The organism is Kitasatospora purpeofusca (genome assembly GCF_036010405.1).
GTDB classification, from domain to species: domain Bacteria; phylum Actinomycetota; class Actinomycetes; order Streptomycetales; family Streptomycetaceae; genus Kitasatospora; species Kitasatospora purpeofusca.
In genome coordinates, this window is the sequence record NZ_CP108561.1 from 5,671,886 (window position 1) to 5,687,792 (window position 15,907).

A 15,907-nucleotide genomic window follows, 5' to 3' on the forward strand; every position below is an offset into this window, starting at 1 on the left:
GGCGTGGACGGGGGAGCGGGGGCGGTCGGCGCGGGGCCGAGGACGGGGGTGGTGCCGGTCGGCCGGGCGGCGGACCGCAGGGGCTGCCGGGGATCTCCGTGACCGGGCGCCGGGCCGGCACCTTCTGTCTGCTGCTGACCGTGGCGCTGTGCGTCCAGGCCACCCGGGTGCAGGTGTTCCGGGCCGACGAGCTGAACCACAACAGCGCCAACCAGCGGCTCGTCGTCGAGCGGTACTCCCAGCCGCGCGGCAGCATCCGGGTGGGCGCCGACAGCGTCACCGGCTCCGAGCCCACCGGCGGGCGGTACGACTACAAGCGCACCTACACCGACGGGCCGCTGTACGCGGCGGTCACCGGCTACTCCTCGCAGACCTACGGCAACAGCCAGCTGGAGGGGACGGAGGACGCGCTGCTCTCCGGCACCGACAGCCGGCTGGCGAGCTGGGCGGTGTGGGACGCGGTGGCCCGGCGGCAGAACCCCGGCGGGGACGTCCGCACCACCATCGACCGGGCCGTCCAGGAGGCGGCGGTGCGCGGGCTCGGCCGGCAGAAGGGCGCGGTCGCGGCGGTCGAGCCGGCCACCGGGCGGATCCTGGCGCTGGCCTCCACCCCCTCCTACGACCCGGGGAGCTTCGCCGGCACCTCCGTCGACGACCGGGAGGCCTGGAGCCGGCTCCAGGGCGACCCCGACCGGCCGATGCTCAACCGGGCGCTGCGCCAGGCCTACCCGCCCGGCTCGACCTTCAAGGTGGTCACCGCGGCGGCGGCGCTGGAGAGCGGGGTGGTCACCGACGTCGACGCGCCGACCGACACCCCGCACCCCTACCTCCTGCCGGGCACCTCCGTGCCGCTGGTCAACGACTCGGCGGCCTGCGACGAGCCGGACCAGTCGCTGGCCACGGCGATGGTGCTCAGCTGCAACAGCGTGCTCGGCCGGCTCGGGACCGAGGTCGGCCTGCGGCGGATGGTGACGGCGGCGGAGTCCTTCGGCTTCAACGAGGCCCGGCTGGACACCCCGGTGCGGGCGGCCAGGTCCAACTTCGACACCCGGATGGACGAGGCGCAACTGGCGCTCTCCTCGATCGGCCAGTTCGACACCTCCGCCACCCCGCTGGTGATGGCGATGGTCGCGGCGGGCATCGCCAACAACGGCACCGTGATGCGTCCACAGCTTGTGGACAGCCTGACCGCCGCCGACGGCACGGTGGTGCGGTCGGTGCGGCCGTCCGTGTACCGGCAGGCGGTCGGCCCGGGCACCGCCGGGCAGGTGCGGCGGCTGATGGTCGACGCGGTGGAGAACGGCACCGGCCGGGCCGCCCGGATCGACGGCGCGGTGGTCGGCGGCAAGACCGGCACCGCCCAGCACGGGGTGGACAACACCGGGACGCCGTACGCCTGGTTCATCGCCTGGGCGGCGCCGGCCGGCTCGGCAGGGGTGCCGCCGGTGGCCGTCGCCGTGGTGGTCGCGGACAGTGACGCGACGGAGGTGACGGGCGGCGGGCTGGCGGCGCCGGTCGCGCGGGCCGTGATGCAGGCGGTGCTGGCCCGATGAGCCCCTTACCGGCTGTGGTGACCTGCCGCTTTATCCGCTCGACGAGAGATCCGCCGTTTGCGAAGTGTCCGGTTTGTACATGCCGATGCGACGGTTCGTACAATGCGCGCGCCGTGACTGTTCGTTTGCGACACTGGTGCTTTCGCGCGGTACTGTCCCATCTTTGTTCGGTTGGTCCCCGATGACACCCTTCGGTGTGTTGAGCGACCGGCCACTAGGACACCCTCCCCCGCCTAGAAGGACACTCCCGCTTTGGCCCCCAACACGCTCGGCGCACGCCTCCTCAGGCGCAAGCCCGTCTCCACCCTGATCGCCGAGAGCGAAGGCCGTGAGGGCCCGCCCGCCGGGGCGCCCGAGGAGGGCGGCCGTTCCGGCATCCACCTGCGTCGCTCGATCGGGCTCTGGCAGCTGTCCGCGATCGGCATCGGCGCCACCATCGGCACCGGCATCTTCTTCGTGCTGAACAGCGCCGTGCCGTCGGCCGGCCCGGCCGTCATCCTCTCGTTCGTGATCGCGGCCGTCACCGCCGGCCTCACCGCGCTCTGCTACGCCGAGATGGCCTCCGCGATCCCGGTCAGCGGCTCCTCCTACTCCTACGCCTACGCCACCCTCGGCGAGGGCGTGGCCTTCGCCGTCGGCATCTGCCTGCTGATGGAGTACGGCGTCTCGGCCTCCGCGATCGCGGTCAGCTGGGCCGAGTACCTGAACAAGTTCTTCGACCTGGCGTTCGGCTTCCGGATCCCCGAGGCGATCGCCGGCGCGCCCGACGACACCCACTGGTTCAACCTGCCGGCGCTGCTGCTGGTCGCCATGGTCTGCTTCCTGCTGATCCGCGGCGTCAGCGAGTCGGTCAAGGTCAACACGGCCATGGTGGCCGTCAAGATCCTGATCCTGCTGCTGTTCATCGGGGTCGCGCTGACCGGCTTCCACTCCGGCAACCTGACCCCGTTCATGCCGCTGGGCATCGGCGGCGTCCAGGTCGCGGCCTCCAGCATCTTCTTCTCCTTCATCGGCCTGGACGCCGTGTCCACCGCCGGCGAGGAGGTCAAGAACCCCCGGCGCACCCTGCCGATGGCGATCATCATCTCGCTGGTGGTGGTCACCGTGCTGTACATCCTGGTGGCCCTGGCCGGCATCGGTGCCCAGCCGTGGCAGAAGTTCGACGGCCAGGAGGCCGGCCTCGCCCAGATCCTCCAGGACATCACCGGCCAGAGCTGGCCCGCGATCCTGTTCGCGATCGGCGCCATCGTCTCGATCTTCTCGATCACCCTGGTGGTCATCTACGGCCAGACCCGCATCCTGTACTCGATGGGCCGCGACGGCATGCTGCCCAAGCGCTTCGCCGAGCTCTCGCCGCGCACCGGCACCCCGGTCTGGAACACCATCGTGGTCGGCGTGGGCGTCGGCGTGCTCGCCGCCTTCGTCCCGCTGGCGCGCCTGGCCGACATCACCAGCCTGGGCACCCTGATCGCCTTCTCGGTGGTCTCGATCGGCGTGATCGTGCTGCGCCGCACCCAGCCCGACCTGCCGCGCGGCTTCCGCGTCCCGGGCTACCCGGTCGTCCCGCTGGCCAGCGTCGGCTTCTGCGTCTACCTGATCACCGGGCTGCACGCGGACACCTTCATGGCGGGCGGCGTCGCCCTGGTGGTCGCGGTGGCCGTGTACTTCGGCTACAGCATCAAGCACTCCAAGCTGGAGCGGGCCGCGGAGCGGGCCGACGCCGGCTCCGCGGTCTGAGCGGGTCGACGGTCCGAGCGGGTCGGCCGACCGCGGACGGGGCCGCCGGGGGAACAGCCTTCCCCGGGCGGCCCCGGCCGTGTCCGCACGGGCGTTCCCGCGGCTGTTCCCGGCCGTTCGCCCGCCGGTGTCCCCTCCGCTGTTCCCGGCGGAGTCCGGGGCCGTGGCGCCGGACACTCGTGTCCTCCGCATGGCGACAGGGCACCACCCCCGGCCCTAACCTTCCACCATGGTGAGCACCCGCACGCCCGGCTTCTCCCGCCCGCGCGGCCGCTCCACCGGCCGGAGCGCGACGCCGACGGCGCCCGTTCCGGCCGTGCCCCCGATCGGAGCCGGACGACCGCCCGGCGACCGGGGCCACCCGCCGTTCCCCCGCCAGCGTGGCGAGGAGGGCCCGCCGTCCCCGCCCGATCGGCTGAATCCGGCCCGGCTCGCCGGACACCGGGGCGTCCAGCTGCTCGGCTGCCTGGTCGCGGCCGGCTGGGCGGCCGGATTCCCGATCGTCTCCGACCTCCCCAACCAGCGGCTGTGGGGCACCCTCGCGGCCCCCGCCTACCTGCTCGCCGGGGTGTTCTGCCTGCTGCTCCCGCGCCGGCTCGCGGCCCGCGCCGCGGCCGCCGCGGCCCTGCTCGGCGCCGTCCTGGTGCCGCTGGTGGTCCTCGTGCTGCAGGGGCGGCACCAGTCCGAGGTGATGGTGGTCGAGCGCTCCGCCCGGCTGCTCTTCAGCACCGGGAGCCCCTACCTGCCGGACCCGGTGGTGGTCACCGACTACAACCCCTACCTGCCGGCGATGTCGCTGTTCGGGGTGCCGAGGGCGCTGTTCGGCGACGGCAACGCGCTCGCCCGGCTGGCCGGAGACGCCCGGATCTGGTTCGCGCTGGCCTTCGTCGCCTGTCTGCTGGCGAGCTGGCGGCTGCTGCGGCCGAACCGGGACCGCGCCCCGCTGCTGCCGCTGGCCGTGCTCACCGCCTCGCCGCTGGTCGCGCTGGCGCTCGTCGGCGGCGGGGTCGACCTGCCGCTGATCGGCCTCTGCTGTCTGGCGATGGCGCTGGCCGAGCGGGACCGGACGATCGCCGCCGGACTGGTGCTGGCCCTGGCCGGGACGCTGAAGTGGACGGTCTGGCCGGCGCTGCCGGTGGCCGTCCTGCTGCTCTGGCGGCTCTACGGCCGACGGCCCGCGGCCCGGGCCGGGCTGACCGCGCTCGGCGCGGCGTGCGCCGTGATGGTGCCCTACGTCCTGACCCGGGCCGAGCAGCTGCGGGACCAGGTGGTGCGCTTCCCGCTCGGGCTGACCGCGATCCAGACGCCGGCCGGCAGCCCGCTGCCCGGCAAGGTGCTGGCCGGCTTCGGGCCCACCGGGCACACCGCCTCGCTGGTGCTGCTGACCGTGGGCGGGCTCGGGGTGACGATCTGGCTGCTGGCCCGGCCGCCGGTCTCCGCGATCGCCGCCGCCGACCTGCTGGCCACCGGGCTGGCGATCGCCTTCATGCTGGCCCCGGCCGGGCGGTTCGGGTACCTGGCGCTGCCGGCGGTGCTGGTGATCTGGCCCCGGCTGGCGGCCCGGCGGTGGAGCGGGGCCCGGCCGCCGGTCCGGCCTGCCTGCCTGCTCAACCAGGCCGGGCCCGCCCTACCGGTGAGGTAGGACGGGCCCGGTCGGGGACCGGCGTCCGTCGGCCCCGGGCCGCGGTCCGCCGGTCGGGGGTCAGCGGTTGCCGGCCGCCTTGATGATCGAGGCGACGGCGGGACCGGCCGCCTCCACACCGTGGCCGCCGCCCTCGACCTCGGAGGCGACCGCGAGGTTGCCCCGGTAGGCGGTGAACCAGCTGTTGGTGGTGGCGATGCCGGTGGCCTCGGCCGAGCCGGTCTTGGCGCCCGCGTTGTCGGAGATCCCGGCCATCACGTCCTTGGCGGTGCCGCCGGTGGCGGTGGCGGCCATCATCTGGCGCAGCTTGCCGGCGACGTCGGGGCCGAGGTCCCGGGGGGCCTTCTGCTGCGGCAGGTCGGCGACCAGGATCGGCTGCTTGAAGGAGCCGCTCTGCACGGTGGCCGTGATCGAGGCGATGGCCAGCGGGTTCATCTGGACCTTGCCCTGGCCGATCGACTGCATGGCCTGCTCGTCCTTGTTGGTGCCGGCGTCCGGCACCACCGCGTCGAAGCTGGGCAGACCGGTCTGCCAGTTCAGGCCGATGCCGTACACGTCCTTGGCGGTGGTGGTCAGCGCGCCCGGCTTGAGGCTGGTCAGGCCCTGGTCGATGAAGGCGGTGTTGCAGGAGATCATGAAGTCCTGCTGCAGCGTGTTGTTCGGGTACGCGTCGGGGAACGAGTTCGGGATCTTCTTCGGGTTGCTGCTCAGGGTCGGGCAGGCCACCGGGGTGTCCGGGTTGACCCCGGCCTCCAGCAGGGCGGTGGAGGTGAGGATCTTCAGCGTCGAACCCGGGGCGAGCTGGCCCTGGAAGGCCCGGTTCAGACCGGTGACCGGGGCGTTGGCGAAGGCCAGCACCTGGCCGGTGCTCGGCTCGATGGCGACGATCGAGCCCTTCTTGCCGCCCAGGTCGGTCATCGCCTTCTCGGCGGCGGCCTGCAGGGTGTTGTCGATGGTGAGCTTGAACGGCTTCGGGGGCTTCGGGTCGACGATGGTGAACAGCCGGTCGGGCACGCTGTTCTGGTCGGCCGCGTTGGTGATCACCACGCCGGTGCCGTTGTCGCTCTGGTCCTTGTTCTGGTCCGCGAGCAGCTTGGCCACCTTGGCCTGCAGGGTCGGGAGCAGCGGGGTGATCGAGGCGCCGGTCAGCGGCTTGTTGTTGCGGTCCACCACGTTGCCGGCGATCGGGGGCAGCGGCTGCACGCCGATCGTCTCGCCCGGGGCCAGGTGCGGGTGGATCACCGAGGGCGCCCAGTGCACGGCCGGGGTGTTGTCGCTCATCTTCACGACGTTCAGGAAGCCGCTGTAGTCCCAGACCCGGTTGGTGCCCTCGAACTCGGCGCGGGCCTTGAAGCCCATCAGCACCCCGGTCGGGGCGGCCGGGGTGCTCGGGGCGGCGGCCGACGGCGAGTCGGTGGCGCCGGGGGCCGGAGTGGCCGAGGCACCGGCCGGGGGCTTGGCGGCGGCGCTCGGGGAGCCGGTGGCCGCGGCGAAGGCCGCCGGGGTGGCCGGGCCGGCCGGGGCCAGGGTGAGCCCGCTCGGCTTCACCTGGTCCCGGAACGCGGTCAGCGCGGTGGTCGCGGCCGCCGGGTCGTCGGTCAGCGAGGCCGCCTTGGCGAGGTCGCCGGCCGCCCAGGCGTCCAGGAAGTCCTTGGTGCCGGCCGTCGCCTGCTCGGCGCTCGGGGGTTCGGCGACCACCGTGCGCGCCTTCTTGGCGGCGGGGGTGTCCTTGTCGTCGGAGCCGCCGACGAGGCTGTACGCCCCGTAGCCGCCCGCGGCGAGCACGGCGACGGCCACGCCGGTGATGAGGCCGGTCTTCGCGCCATTGCGCATGGTGATGTTCCCCCAAGGGTCAGGCGGTCGGGCCGCAGCCGGACGTGGCCGGATGCGCGTTCGGGGTCCAGCCTAGGCAGCCGGACTCCGTGCCCCGGCGAAAGGACGGGGTCTTGTGACGGATCTGGTACGTGTCCCGCACCACTCCGGTACGCTCCGCCGCCCGGCACCGCCCCCGGCGCGCCCCCGCCGTCAGATCCAGGTGTTGAACCACATCCGCTTGCGCCAGTCCTCCATCGGGATCGTCTCGCCGGTGTACAGGGGGTGGAAGAAGAGGAAGTTCCACATGATCAGCAGGACCACCAGGCCGGCCGCCGCCCCGCCGATGACCCGGCGGTCCCGGGAGGCCCCGGCGGGTCCGACCAGCGCGCCGAGCAGCATGGTCACCGCGAGCACCAGGAAGGGCACGAAGCAGACCGCGTAGAACAGGAAGATCGTCCGCTGCTGGTAGGCGAACCAGGGCAGGTAGCCTGCGGCCAGACCGCACAGCACCGCGCCGGCCCGCCAGTCGCGCCGGGCCGCCCACCGCCACAGGCAGTAGACCAGGGCGATCGCACCGGTCCACCAGAGCAGCGGGGTGCCGATGCCGAGCACCTCGCGGGCGCACTCGCTCACCGTGCAGCCGGCCGTGCCCTGCTTCGGCGACTCGTAGAAGAACGACACCGGCCGGCCCAGCACCAGCCAGCTCCAGGGGTTCGACTGGTAGGTGTGCGGGTCACTCAGGTGGGTGTGGAAGTCGTAGACCGTCGAGTGGTAGTGCCAGAGCGCGCGCAGGCCCTCCGGGATCCACGGGAAGTCGGTGGAACGGCCGACCGCCCAGTCCCGGCCGTAGCCGCCCTGGTTCGGCACCGTGCTGCTGGCGAACCAGCCCCACCAGGAGCCGATGTAGACGGCCACCGGGACCACCACGAGCGAGACGAAGGCCGGCACCGCGTCCCGGACCAGGGTCCACCGGTAGGGGTGGTCGGCCCCGGCCAGCCGGCGCGAGCCCGCGTCCCACAGCACCGTCAGCAGGCCGAAGGCGGCCGCCACGTACAGGCCGCTCCACTTGGTCGCGCAGGTCAGACCGACGCAGACGCCGGCCGCGATGCGGTACGGGCGCCAGCCCAGGTTGAGCCGGTGGGCGATCCCCGCGTCCGGGCCGCCGTCGCCGAGGGCGGTCAGCCGGGCCGCGATCCGGGCCCGGGTGCGGTCGCGGTCCAGCAGCAGGAAGCCGAAGGCGGCGACGATCCAGAACATCACCACCAGGTCCAGCAGCGCGGACCGGCTCATCACGAAGTGCAGGCCGTCCACGGCGAGCAGCAGGCCCGCCACGCAGCCCAGCAGGGTCGAGCGGAACAGCCGGCGGGCGATCCTCGCCAGCATCAGCACCGACAGGGTGCCGAGCAGCGCCACCGCGAACCGCCAGCCGAAGGGGTTCATCCCGAACAGCTGCTCACCGGCGCCGATGATCCACTTGCCGACCGGCGGGTGCACCACGTACGAGGGGTTCGACCGGTAGGGGACCGGGCCGCCGGCCATGATCTGCTCGTTGGCGCCGTCCGGCCAGCTGATCTCGTAGCCGCCGTGCCAGAGCGCGTAGGCGTCCTTGGCGTAGTACGTCTCGTCGAAGACGATCGCGTTCGGCGAGCCGAGGTCGGTGAACCGCAGCACGCCGGCGAACAGCGTCACCGCGAGCGGGCCGAGCCAGCCGGCCCAGCGGCAGAGCCAGGACCACAGCGGCGCCGGCAGGGCGAGGCCGAGCCGGAGCAGCAGCGGGGACGGCGGCACCCGCTTCGGGGTGACGCCCGGGCCGTCCGGCATCGGCGGGACCAGGCGCTCGGCCGTGGTCGCGGCGGGGGCCGGGGCGTAGCCGAACCGGGCCAGGCCGCGCAGCCAGGCGGGGCGCGGCGGGGGCGGGGCGGGTATGGAGCCGTCCGGGGAGTCCGGGGCGGGGCCGCCGGGTTCGTCCGGCCCGCCGGGGCCGTCCGGAGCGTCGGGACCGCCGTCGGCGGCCTCGCCGGCCGGGTCGCGCGGGCCCGGCAGGGCGGGCGACGGCTGGTCCGCCAGGACCGGCCCGCCGACGCCACCCCGCGCGGTGAGGTCTGTACCAGTGGGCGTCTGCGCCGCCGTGTCGCCGTTCATCCGCCACATGGTAGGGGTGCGTCATGACGCTGGGACCGCTCCCTCCGAAGCTGCCCGAAACATCACCAAAAGCACCCGGCGGCCGGTTGCTGGAAGGATGGGGTCCGTGACAGGTGTACTCGTACTGGCAGGAACCCCCATCGGCGACGTCGCGGACGCCCCGCCCAGGCTGCTCACCGAGCTGGCCTCGGCGGACGTCATCGCGGCCGAGGACACCCGGCGGCTGCGCCGGCTCACCCAGGCACTCGGGGTGACCCCGGCCGGGCGGGTGGTCTCCTACTTCGAGGGCAACGAGGTCGGGCGCACCCCCGAGCTCGTCGAGGCGCTGCTCGGCGGGGCCCGCGTCCTGCTGGTCACCGACGCCGGCATGCCGTCCGTCTCCGACCCCGGCTACCGGCTGGTGGCCGCCGCCGTGGCCGCCGACCTCAAGGTGACCGCGGTGCCGGGGCCGTCCGCGGTGCTCACCGCGCTGGCGCTGTCCGGTCTGCCGGTCGACCGGTTCACCTTCGAGGGCTTCCTGCCGCGCAAGACCGGCGACCGGGCCCGGCAGCTGGCCTCGGTCGCCGCCGAGCCGCGCACCATGGTCTTCTTCGAGGCCCCGCACCGGATCGCGGAGGCGCTCGCCGCGATGGCGGAGGCGTTCGGGCCCGAGCGGCCCGCCGCCGTGTGCCGGGAGCTGACCAAGACCTACGAGGAGGTCAAGCGCGGGCCGCTCGGGGAGCTGGCCGCGTGGGCGGCCGAGGGGGTCAGGGGCGAGATCACGGTGGTCGTGGCGGGCGCGCCGCCGGCCGCGCCGAAGGAGCTGGGCCCGGCCGAGCTGGCCCGGCTGGTGGCCGTGCGGGAGGAGGCCGGGGAGCGGCGCAAGGAGGCGATCGCGGCGATCGCGGCCGAACTCTCGCTGCCCAAGCGCGAGGTGTTCGACGCGGTGGTGGCGGCCAAGAACGCCGCCGCGGGCGGGGCCGGCTGAGCGGTCGGCCGGGAGGCGGCCGGGGCGGCGGCGGTGAATCCGGTCGGGAACGGTCGAAGAACCGCCGGAGAACGGTCGGAAAGCGCCCCGGCACGCGCCTGAGCTGCGAGTACGCACGGTTCGTGGGCGAGGTGCCGCCGGGCCTGAGGGCGCGTACCTTGGAGAGAAGGCCCCGGGTAAACGCCCGTCGAGCTGAAGCTTCGGTCGAGGTTTTCGGACAGGACCCACCCTTTCGTATAGGGCTTCCCAACCCCCCTCCAATTCTTCACAAGGCGGGCATCGCCCGGGACGTTCCGGGCATTTGCTGGGATGGAAAGACCCAGCCGGGCGAGCGCCCGGCGGGCGCTGGGAGACGGCTATGAGCGAGACGATCGGTAGCCCCCGCGGTGGCAACGCCCTGAGCGACCCCGGCCCGAGCAGCGCCGGCCCGAGCGGCCCGGCGCACACCCCCGTCGAGACCGTCCGGGAGGCCTACTCCTTCGTGTGCCTGAGCTGCGGGTACGGCTGGGAGCAGGCGTACGACATCGAGCACCACGTGGCCCGGGACGGGCGCGTCGTGTTCGAGTACCACGCCAACGGAGTCCGGGTGCCGTCGCCGCTGCTCAAGCCGGCCTGCCCGGGCTGCGGCGGCCACACCGTCCGGATCATGCGCGAGGGCCGGGTGGCCGGGCAGGACCAGCCGTGGCAGCACGCCCCCGGGTACTCCTCGCACGCGGAGCCGGCCGTCCCGGCCGACGCGGCGCGGCCGGCGCGGACCGCCCCCTCGGGCGGGCGCTGGGCGCGGTTCTGGGCGCGGATGCGGGGCTGACGGTGGTAGCGGCGGTCGGGCCCGGACCCGGGCCCGACTAAGCTTGCCGACCATGGCGGCCACTGCAGACCACAGCACCAACGGGGGCACCACTCCCGCGTACTACGTCACCACCCCGATCTACTACGTCAACGATCGCCCCCACCTGGGCCACGCGTACACCACCGTGGCGGGCGACGTACTGACCCGCTGGCACCGCCAGCGCGGCGAGCGGGTGTGGTACCTGACCGGCACGGACGAGCACGGTCAGAAGATCCTGCGCACCGCGGAGGCCAACGGCGTCACCCCGCAGGAGTGGTGCGACAAGCTGGTCGAGGAGGCGTGGAAGCCGCTCTGGCAGCACCTGGAGATCGCCAACGACGACTTCATCCGCACCACCCAGGAGCGGCACACCGCCCGGGTGCAGGAGTTCGTCCAGGACCTGTTCGACAAGGGCGAGATCTACAAGGGCGGCTACTCCGGCCCGTACTGCGTCGGCTGCGAGGAGTACAAGCTCCCCGCCGAACTGCTCGACGGCGCCACCGAGGACGAGAAGCTCTGCCCGATCCACAAGAAGCCGGTCGAGTGGCTGGAGGAGGAGAACTACTTCTTCCGCCTCTCCGCGTACGGCCCGAAGCTGCTGGAGTTCTACGCCGGGAACCCCGGCTTCATCGCCCCCGAGACGGCCCGCAACGAGGTGCTCCGCTTCGTCGAGCAGGGCCTCCAGGACCTCTCCATCTCCCGCTCCACCTTCGACTGGGGCGTCCCGCTGCCCTGGGACGACAAGCACGTCCTGTACGTGTGGGTGGACGCGCTGCAGAACTACATCACCGCCGCCGGCTACGGCGCCGACCCGGAGCGGTTCGCCGAGCTGTGGCCGGCCTCCGTGCACCTGGTCGGCAAGGACATCCTGCGCTTCCACGCGGTGATCTGGCCCGCGATGCTGATGGCTGCGGGACTGCCGCTGCCGAAGCGGGTCGTCGCCAACGGCTGGCTGATGGTCGGCGGCGAGAAGATGTCCAAGTCCAACCTGACCGGCATCTCGCCCACCGATCTGACCTCGCACTTCGGCGTCGACGCCTACCGCTACTACTTCCTGCGGGCGATCCCGTTCGGCACCGACGGCTCGTTCTCCTGGGAGGACTTCAGCGCCCGGTACACCTCCGAGCTGGCGAACGACTTCGGCAACCTCGCCTCCCGGGTCGCGGCCATGGTCGGCAAGTACTTCGACGGCGTGCTGCCGGCCGCCGCGGCGCCGGGCGCCGCCGAGCAGGCCGTCACCGAGGGCCTCGCGGCGGCGGTCGCGACCGCCGACCGGAAGATCGGCGAGGAGCTGGACTTCGCCGGCGGCCTCGCGGCGATCTTCGAGTTCGTCAAGCAGGTCAACGGCTACCTCACCGAGCAGGAGCCCTGGAAGGTCGCCAAGGACGACTCGGCCGAGGGCCGGGACCGGCTGGCCACCATCCTCTACACGGCGGCCGAGTCGCTGCGGGCCACCGCGGTGCTGCTCAACCCCGTGATGCCGGCCACCGCCGAGAAGCTCTGGCTCTCGCTCGGCGCGGCCGAGGGCCTGGGCGAGCTCGCCGGCCAGACCGTCGCCCAGGCGGCGCAGTGGGGCCTGCTGCCGGTCGGCTCCACCGTCACCAAGGGCGAGATCCTGTTCCCGCGTCTTGAGGAGAAGCCGGCCGCCTAGGGCTTGTCCCCGGGGCCGGAGGAGGACGACCGATGCCGAAGAAGGACGACGAGCGGTCCACCCCGCCGCCGCTGCCGGCCCCGCTGGCGGTGGCGGTGGCGGACTCGCACACCCATCTGGACATGCAGTCCGGCACCCCCGAGGAGGGCCTCGCCAAGGCCGCCTCGGTCGGGGTGGCCACCGTCGTCCAGGTCGGCTGCGACGTGCCGGGCTCGCGCTGGGCCGCCGAACTGGCGGCCCGGTTCGAGCAGGTGCACGCCGCCGTCGCCCTGCACCCCAACGAGGCGCCGCGGATCTTCCTCGGCGACCCCGACGGGTGGTCCGGGCAGCGGCGCGAGCCGGGCGGGCAGGCCGCGCTCGACGCGGCGCTGGCCGAGATCGACGCGCTCGCGGCACTGCCGCACGTCCGCGCGGTCGGCGAGACCGGCCTCGACTACTTCCGGACCGGTCCGGAGGGCGTGGAGATCCAGAAGGAGTCGTTCCGCCGCCACATCGCGATGGCCAAGCGGCACGGCAAGGCCCTGGTGATCCACGACCGGGACGCCCACGAGGACGTCATCGCCGTCCTGCTGGAGGAGGGCGCGCCCGAGCGGACCGTCTTCCACTGCTACTCCGGCGACGCGGAGATGGCCAAGGTCTGCGCCGAGCACGGCTGGTACCTCTCCTTCGCCGGTCCGGTCACCTTCAAGGCCAACCAGCCGCTGCGGGACGCCCTGGCGGCCACCCCGCTGGACCGGGTCCTGGTCGAGACCGACGCCCCCTTCCTCACCCCGCACCCCTACCGCGGCCGCCCCAACGCGCCGTACCTGATCCCGGTCACGGTGCGGTCGATGGCGGACACCCTGGGCCTGCACGAGGACGAGCTGTCGACGGCCATCGCGGCGAACACGGCGCGGGCGTTCGGGTACTGATCCGTTCGAACGAATATCTGGTTCAGGAGAAACGGTTCGGCACTCCTGGCGGCTTCCTGGGCTGGCTAGCATGAGTGCAGTGAGGGAGGTGGCCATGACCGCCATGCCGATCGACGGACCCGTTGAGGATCATCACGAATCGTCGCACCCGCTGTCCCAACTGCGGACGTACGAGCAGGCCAAGCACCTTGATCTGCCGTTCGACTGGGATCTTGTGGACGGAGTCATCGTGGTCCGGGGGCAGACGAATCAGTGGCACGACCAGGTGCGGGACGAGCTGTACTCAGCTCTTCGCGGCGCACGGGTCGCGCCCTACGCGGCCAACGTCGAGCGCTGTGTGCTGCTCGACGAGGCCAACACGACCAAGCCGGACGTGGTCGTGTTCGACAAGACCGGCATCGACGTCTTCGAGCTGGAGTGCCTCCCGCCCCGGAACGTGGTGCTGACGGTCGAGGTCGTCTCGCACGGAACCCGGGCCAACGACCGCTTCCGCAAGCCCGGGCAGTACGCGGACAAGGGCATCCCGTACTACTGGCGGGTCGAGCGCGGCATCGACGACCTGCCGATCGTCCACGAGTTCCACCGGGACGAGGAGAAGGGCGTCTACCTTCTCGTCGCTCAGCACGAGGGCGTGCTGCGGACCTCGGTGCCGTACCCCGTGGAGATCGACCTCGCGGCGGTCGTCGAGCTGTGAGGCGGCGGGGCGCCCGTATCCTTGGCGGGTGAGCACCACCGAACCCACCTCTGACAAACACCTGCTCGGCGCCGCGGACATCCGGGCCCTGGCGGAAGCGTTCGGCGTTCGGCCGACCAAGCAGCGCGGGCAGAACTTCGTCATCGACGGCAATACCGTGCGGCGGATCGTCCGGGCGGCGGAGGTGACCGGCGAGGACACGGTGGTCGAGGTCGGGCCCGGGCTCGGGTCGCTGACCCTCGCGCTGCTGGAGGTCGCCCGGCACGTCACCGCGGTCGAGATCGACCCGGTGCTGGCCCGCCACCTGCCGGACACCGTGGCCGCCCGGATGCCGGGCCGGGCCGACTCCTTCGACCTGGTGTTCAGCGACGCGATGCTGGTCACCGAGCTGCCCGGGCCGACGCCGACCGCGCTCGTCGCCAACCTGCCGTACAACGTGGCCGTGCCGGTGCTGCTGCACATGCTCGCGACCTTCCCCAGCATCGAGCGGACCCTGGTCATGGTGCAGAGCGAGGTCGCCGACCGGCTCGCCGCCAAGCCGGGCAACAAGGTCTACGGCGTCCCCTCGGTCAAGGCCAACTGGTACGCCGAGGTGAAGCGGGCCGGTGCGATCGGCCGCAACGTCTTCTGGCCCGCCCCCAACGTCGACTCCGGGCTGGTCTCGCTGGTCCGCCACGACCCGCCGAGCACCACCGCGAGCCGCGAGCAGGTGTTCGCGGTCGTCGACGCCGCGTTCGCCCAGCGCCGCAAGACCCTGCGGGCCGCGCTGGCCGGCTGGGCCGGCTCCGCCGCCGGGGCCGAGCAGGCGCTCGCCGCCGCCGGGATCGACCACAAGCTGCGCGGCGAGATGCTCACCGTCGAGCAGTTCGCCGCCATCGCCGAACACAAGCCGGAGTAGAGGGTTTCCCAGTGACCGTCACGGTACGCGTGCCCGCCAAGGTCAACGTCCAGCTCGGGGTCGGCGGACTGCGCGCCGACGGCTTCCACGACCTGGCCAACGTCTTCTTCGCGGTCGCCCTCGGCGACGAGGTGACCGCGACGGCCGGCGAACCCGGCAAGGGCGTCACCCTCAGCTGCGCCGGACCGGACGCCGACGCCGTGCCGCTGGACGACAGCAACCTCGCCGCCCGCGCCGCCCGGCTGCTCGCCGCCCACCACGGCCTCGCCGCGACCGACATCCACCTGCACATCGCCAAGGCCATCCCGGTGGCCGGCGGCATGGCCGGCGGCAGCGCGGACGGCGCGGCCGCGCTGGTCGCCTGCGACGCCCTGTGGGAGCTCGGCACCCCCGTCGAGGTGCTGCTGGAGCTCGCCGCCGAACTCGGCTCGGACGTGCCGTTCGCCCTGGTCGGCGGCGTCGCCCTGGGCCGCGGCCGGGGCGAGATCCTGGAGCCGCTGCCCGTCGCCGGCAGCTACCACTGGGTCTTCGCCGTCGCCGACGGCGGCCTCTCGACACCCGCCGTCTTCCGCGAGTGCGACCGCCTGCGCGAGGAGGCCGGCACCGGCTCCGCCGACACCGAGGTGGCCACCCCCGACGCCGACCCCGCGCTGCTCGCGGCCCTCGCCGACGGCGACGCCGTCGCCCTGGCCGCCGCGCTGACCAACGACCTCCAGCCGGCCGCCCTGTCGCTGCGCCCCGCCCTCGCCGCCACCCTGCGGGCGGGCACCGAGGCCGGAGCGATCGGCGCCCTGGTCTCCGGCTCCGGGCCGACCTGCGCCTTCCTGGCCAAGGACGCCGACGCCGCCGAGGCCGTCGCGGCCGCGCTGCGGGCCTCCGGCAGCTGCCGCGCCGCGCACGCCACGTACGGGCCGGTGCCGGGCGCGGCGGTGACGTCGGTGTCGGCGGGGGAGTAGTCGGGGGAGAGGCCGGGCAGCGGGACGGGCCGCAGGGCAGCGGCGGCCGCCGGCTCTGGCGGGAGGGGAGCCGGGGCGGGCCCATTAGGCTGGGGAGGATCCGGACCTCCGC

At 73.4% G+C, this 15,907-nt stretch carries 12 protein-coding genes; 10 read left to right on the top strand and 2 right to left on the bottom strand.

Annotation, left to right across the window (positions count from 1 at the left end; translation table 11 throughout):
• The first annotated feature begins 98 nt into the window (after positions 1 to 98).
• The 3 genes from OG715_RS24995 (at position 99) to OG715_RS25005 (ending at position 4,932) form a co-directional block, all read left to right on the top strand.
• Positions 99 to 1,553, top strand: a complete 1,455-nt coding sequence (locus OG715_RS24995) for a penicillin-binding transpeptidase domain-containing protein (RefSeq protein ID WP_407661016.1) — start codon at positions 99 to 101, stop codon at positions 1,551 to 1,553.
• 252 nt (positions 1,554 to 1,805) lie between these two features.
• Positions 1,806 to 3,290: an amino acid permease gene (locus OG715_RS25000; protein ID WP_266271151.1), complete on the top strand. Its 1,485-nt coding sequence runs from the start codon at positions 1,806 to 1,808 to the stop codon at positions 3,288 to 3,290.
• Between the two features lie 229 nt (positions 3,291 to 3,519).
• Positions 3,520 to 4,932: a glycosyltransferase 87 family protein gene (locus OG715_RS25005; protein ID WP_266271152.1), complete on the top strand. Its 1,413-nt coding sequence runs from the start codon at positions 3,520 to 3,522 to the stop codon at positions 4,930 to 4,932.
• Between the two features lie 60 nt (positions 4,933 to 4,992).
• On the opposite strand, the gene OG715_RS25010 is transcribed toward OG715_RS25005, so the two are convergent.
• Positions 4,993 to 6,765 (bottom strand): penicillin-binding transpeptidase domain-containing protein, encoded by a 1,773-nt coding sequence (locus OG715_RS25010; protein ID WP_266271153.1) that lies wholly within the window; start codon positions 6,763 to 6,765, stop codon positions 4,993 to 4,995.
• 192 nt (positions 6,766 to 6,957) lie between these two features.
• Positions 6,958 to 8,889 carry a dolichyl-phosphate-mannose--protein mannosyltransferase gene (locus OG715_RS25015; RefSeq protein WP_266271155.1) on the bottom strand — a complete coding sequence of 644 codons (1,932 nt, stop codon included), beginning with the start codon at positions 8,887 to 8,889 and terminating at the stop codon, positions 6,958 to 6,960.
• Positions 8,890 to 8,995: 106 nt separating this feature from the next.
• Here OG715_RS25015 and rsmI point away from each other — a divergent pair, with 106 nt between their 5' ends.
• The 7 genes from rsmI (at position 8,996) to OG715_RS25050 (ending at position 15,795) form a co-directional block, all read left to right on the top strand.
• Entirely contained in the window at positions 8,996 to 9,856 is an 861-nt protein-coding gene (gene rsmI / locus OG715_RS25020; protein ID WP_266271156.1) for a 16S rRNA (cytidine(1402)-2'-O)-methyltransferase, read from the top strand.
• 358 nt (positions 9,857 to 10,214) lie between these two features.
• Positions 10,215 to 10,664 carry a hypothetical protein gene (locus OG715_RS25025; protein WP_266271157.1) on the top strand — a complete coding sequence of 150 codons (450 nt, stop codon included), beginning with the start codon at positions 10,215 to 10,217 and terminating at the stop codon, positions 10,662 to 10,664.
• Positions 10,665 to 10,716: 52 nt separating this feature from the next.
• Positions 10,717 to 12,336 carry a methionine--tRNA ligase gene (gene metG, locus OG715_RS25030; RefSeq protein ID WP_266271158.1) on the top strand — a complete coding sequence of 540 codons (1,620 nt, stop codon included), beginning with the start codon at positions 10,717 to 10,719 and terminating at the stop codon, positions 12,334 to 12,336.
• Between the two features lie 32 nt (positions 12,337 to 12,368).
• The gene (locus OG715_RS25035) at positions 12,369 to 13,247 is read left to right on the top strand and encodes a TatD family hydrolase (protein WP_266271159.1); all 879 of its coding nucleotides are present in this window, start codon (positions 12,369 to 12,371) and stop codon (positions 13,245 to 13,247) included.
• A gap of 94 nt (positions 13,248 to 13,341) precedes the next feature.
• Positions 13,342 to 13,941: a Uma2 family endonuclease gene (locus tag OG715_RS25040; protein WP_327064160.1), complete on the top strand. Its 600-nt coding sequence runs from the start codon at positions 13,342 to 13,344 to the stop codon at positions 13,939 to 13,941.
• A gap of 28 nt (positions 13,942 to 13,969) precedes the next feature.
• Positions 13,970 to 14,839 (top strand): 16S rRNA (adenine(1518)-N(6)/adenine(1519)-N(6))-dimethyltransferase RsmA, encoded by an 870-nt coding sequence (gene rsmA, locus OG715_RS25045; RefSeq protein ID WP_266271162.1) that lies wholly within the window; start codon positions 13,970 to 13,972, stop codon positions 14,837 to 14,839.
• An 11-nt stretch (positions 14,840 to 14,850) separates the two neighbouring features.
• Positions 14,851 to 15,795, top strand: a complete 945-nt coding sequence (locus OG715_RS25050; RefSeq protein WP_266271163.1) for a 4-(cytidine 5'-diphospho)-2-C-methyl-D-erythritol kinase — start codon at positions 14,851 to 14,853, stop codon at positions 15,793 to 15,795.
• The last annotated feature ends 112 nt before the right edge of the window (positions 15,796 to 15,907 follow it).

Excerpts from the sequence above, each read along its gene's own strand:
- OG715_RS25005 (WP_266271152.1), top strand. The coding sequence starts at position 3,520 with ATGGTGAGCACCCGCACGCCCGGCTTCTCCCGCCCGCGCGGCCGCTCC.
- OG715_RS25035 (WP_266271159.1), top strand. The coding sequence starts at position 12,369 with ATGCCGAAGAAGGACGACGAGCGGTCCACCCCGCCGCCGCTGCCGGCC.
- OG715_RS25015 (WP_266271155.1), bottom strand. The coding sequence starts at position 8,889 with ATGAACGGCGACACGGCGGCGCAGACGCCCACTGGTACAGACCTCACC.
- OG715_RS25040 (WP_327064160.1), top strand. The coding sequence starts at position 13,342 with ATGACCGCCATGCCGATCGACGGACCCGTTGAGGATCATCACGAATCG.
- OG715_RS25010 (WP_266271153.1), bottom strand. The coding sequence starts at position 6,765 with ATGCGCAATGGCGCGAAGACCGGCCTCATCACCGGCGTGGCCGTCGCC.
- metG (WP_266271158.1), top strand. The coding sequence starts at position 10,717 with ATGGCGGCCACTGCAGACCACAGCACCAACGGGGGCACCACTCCCGCG.
- OG715_RS25025 (WP_266271157.1), top strand. The coding sequence starts at position 10,215 with ATGAGCGAGACGATCGGTAGCCCCCGCGGTGGCAACGCCCTGAGCGAC.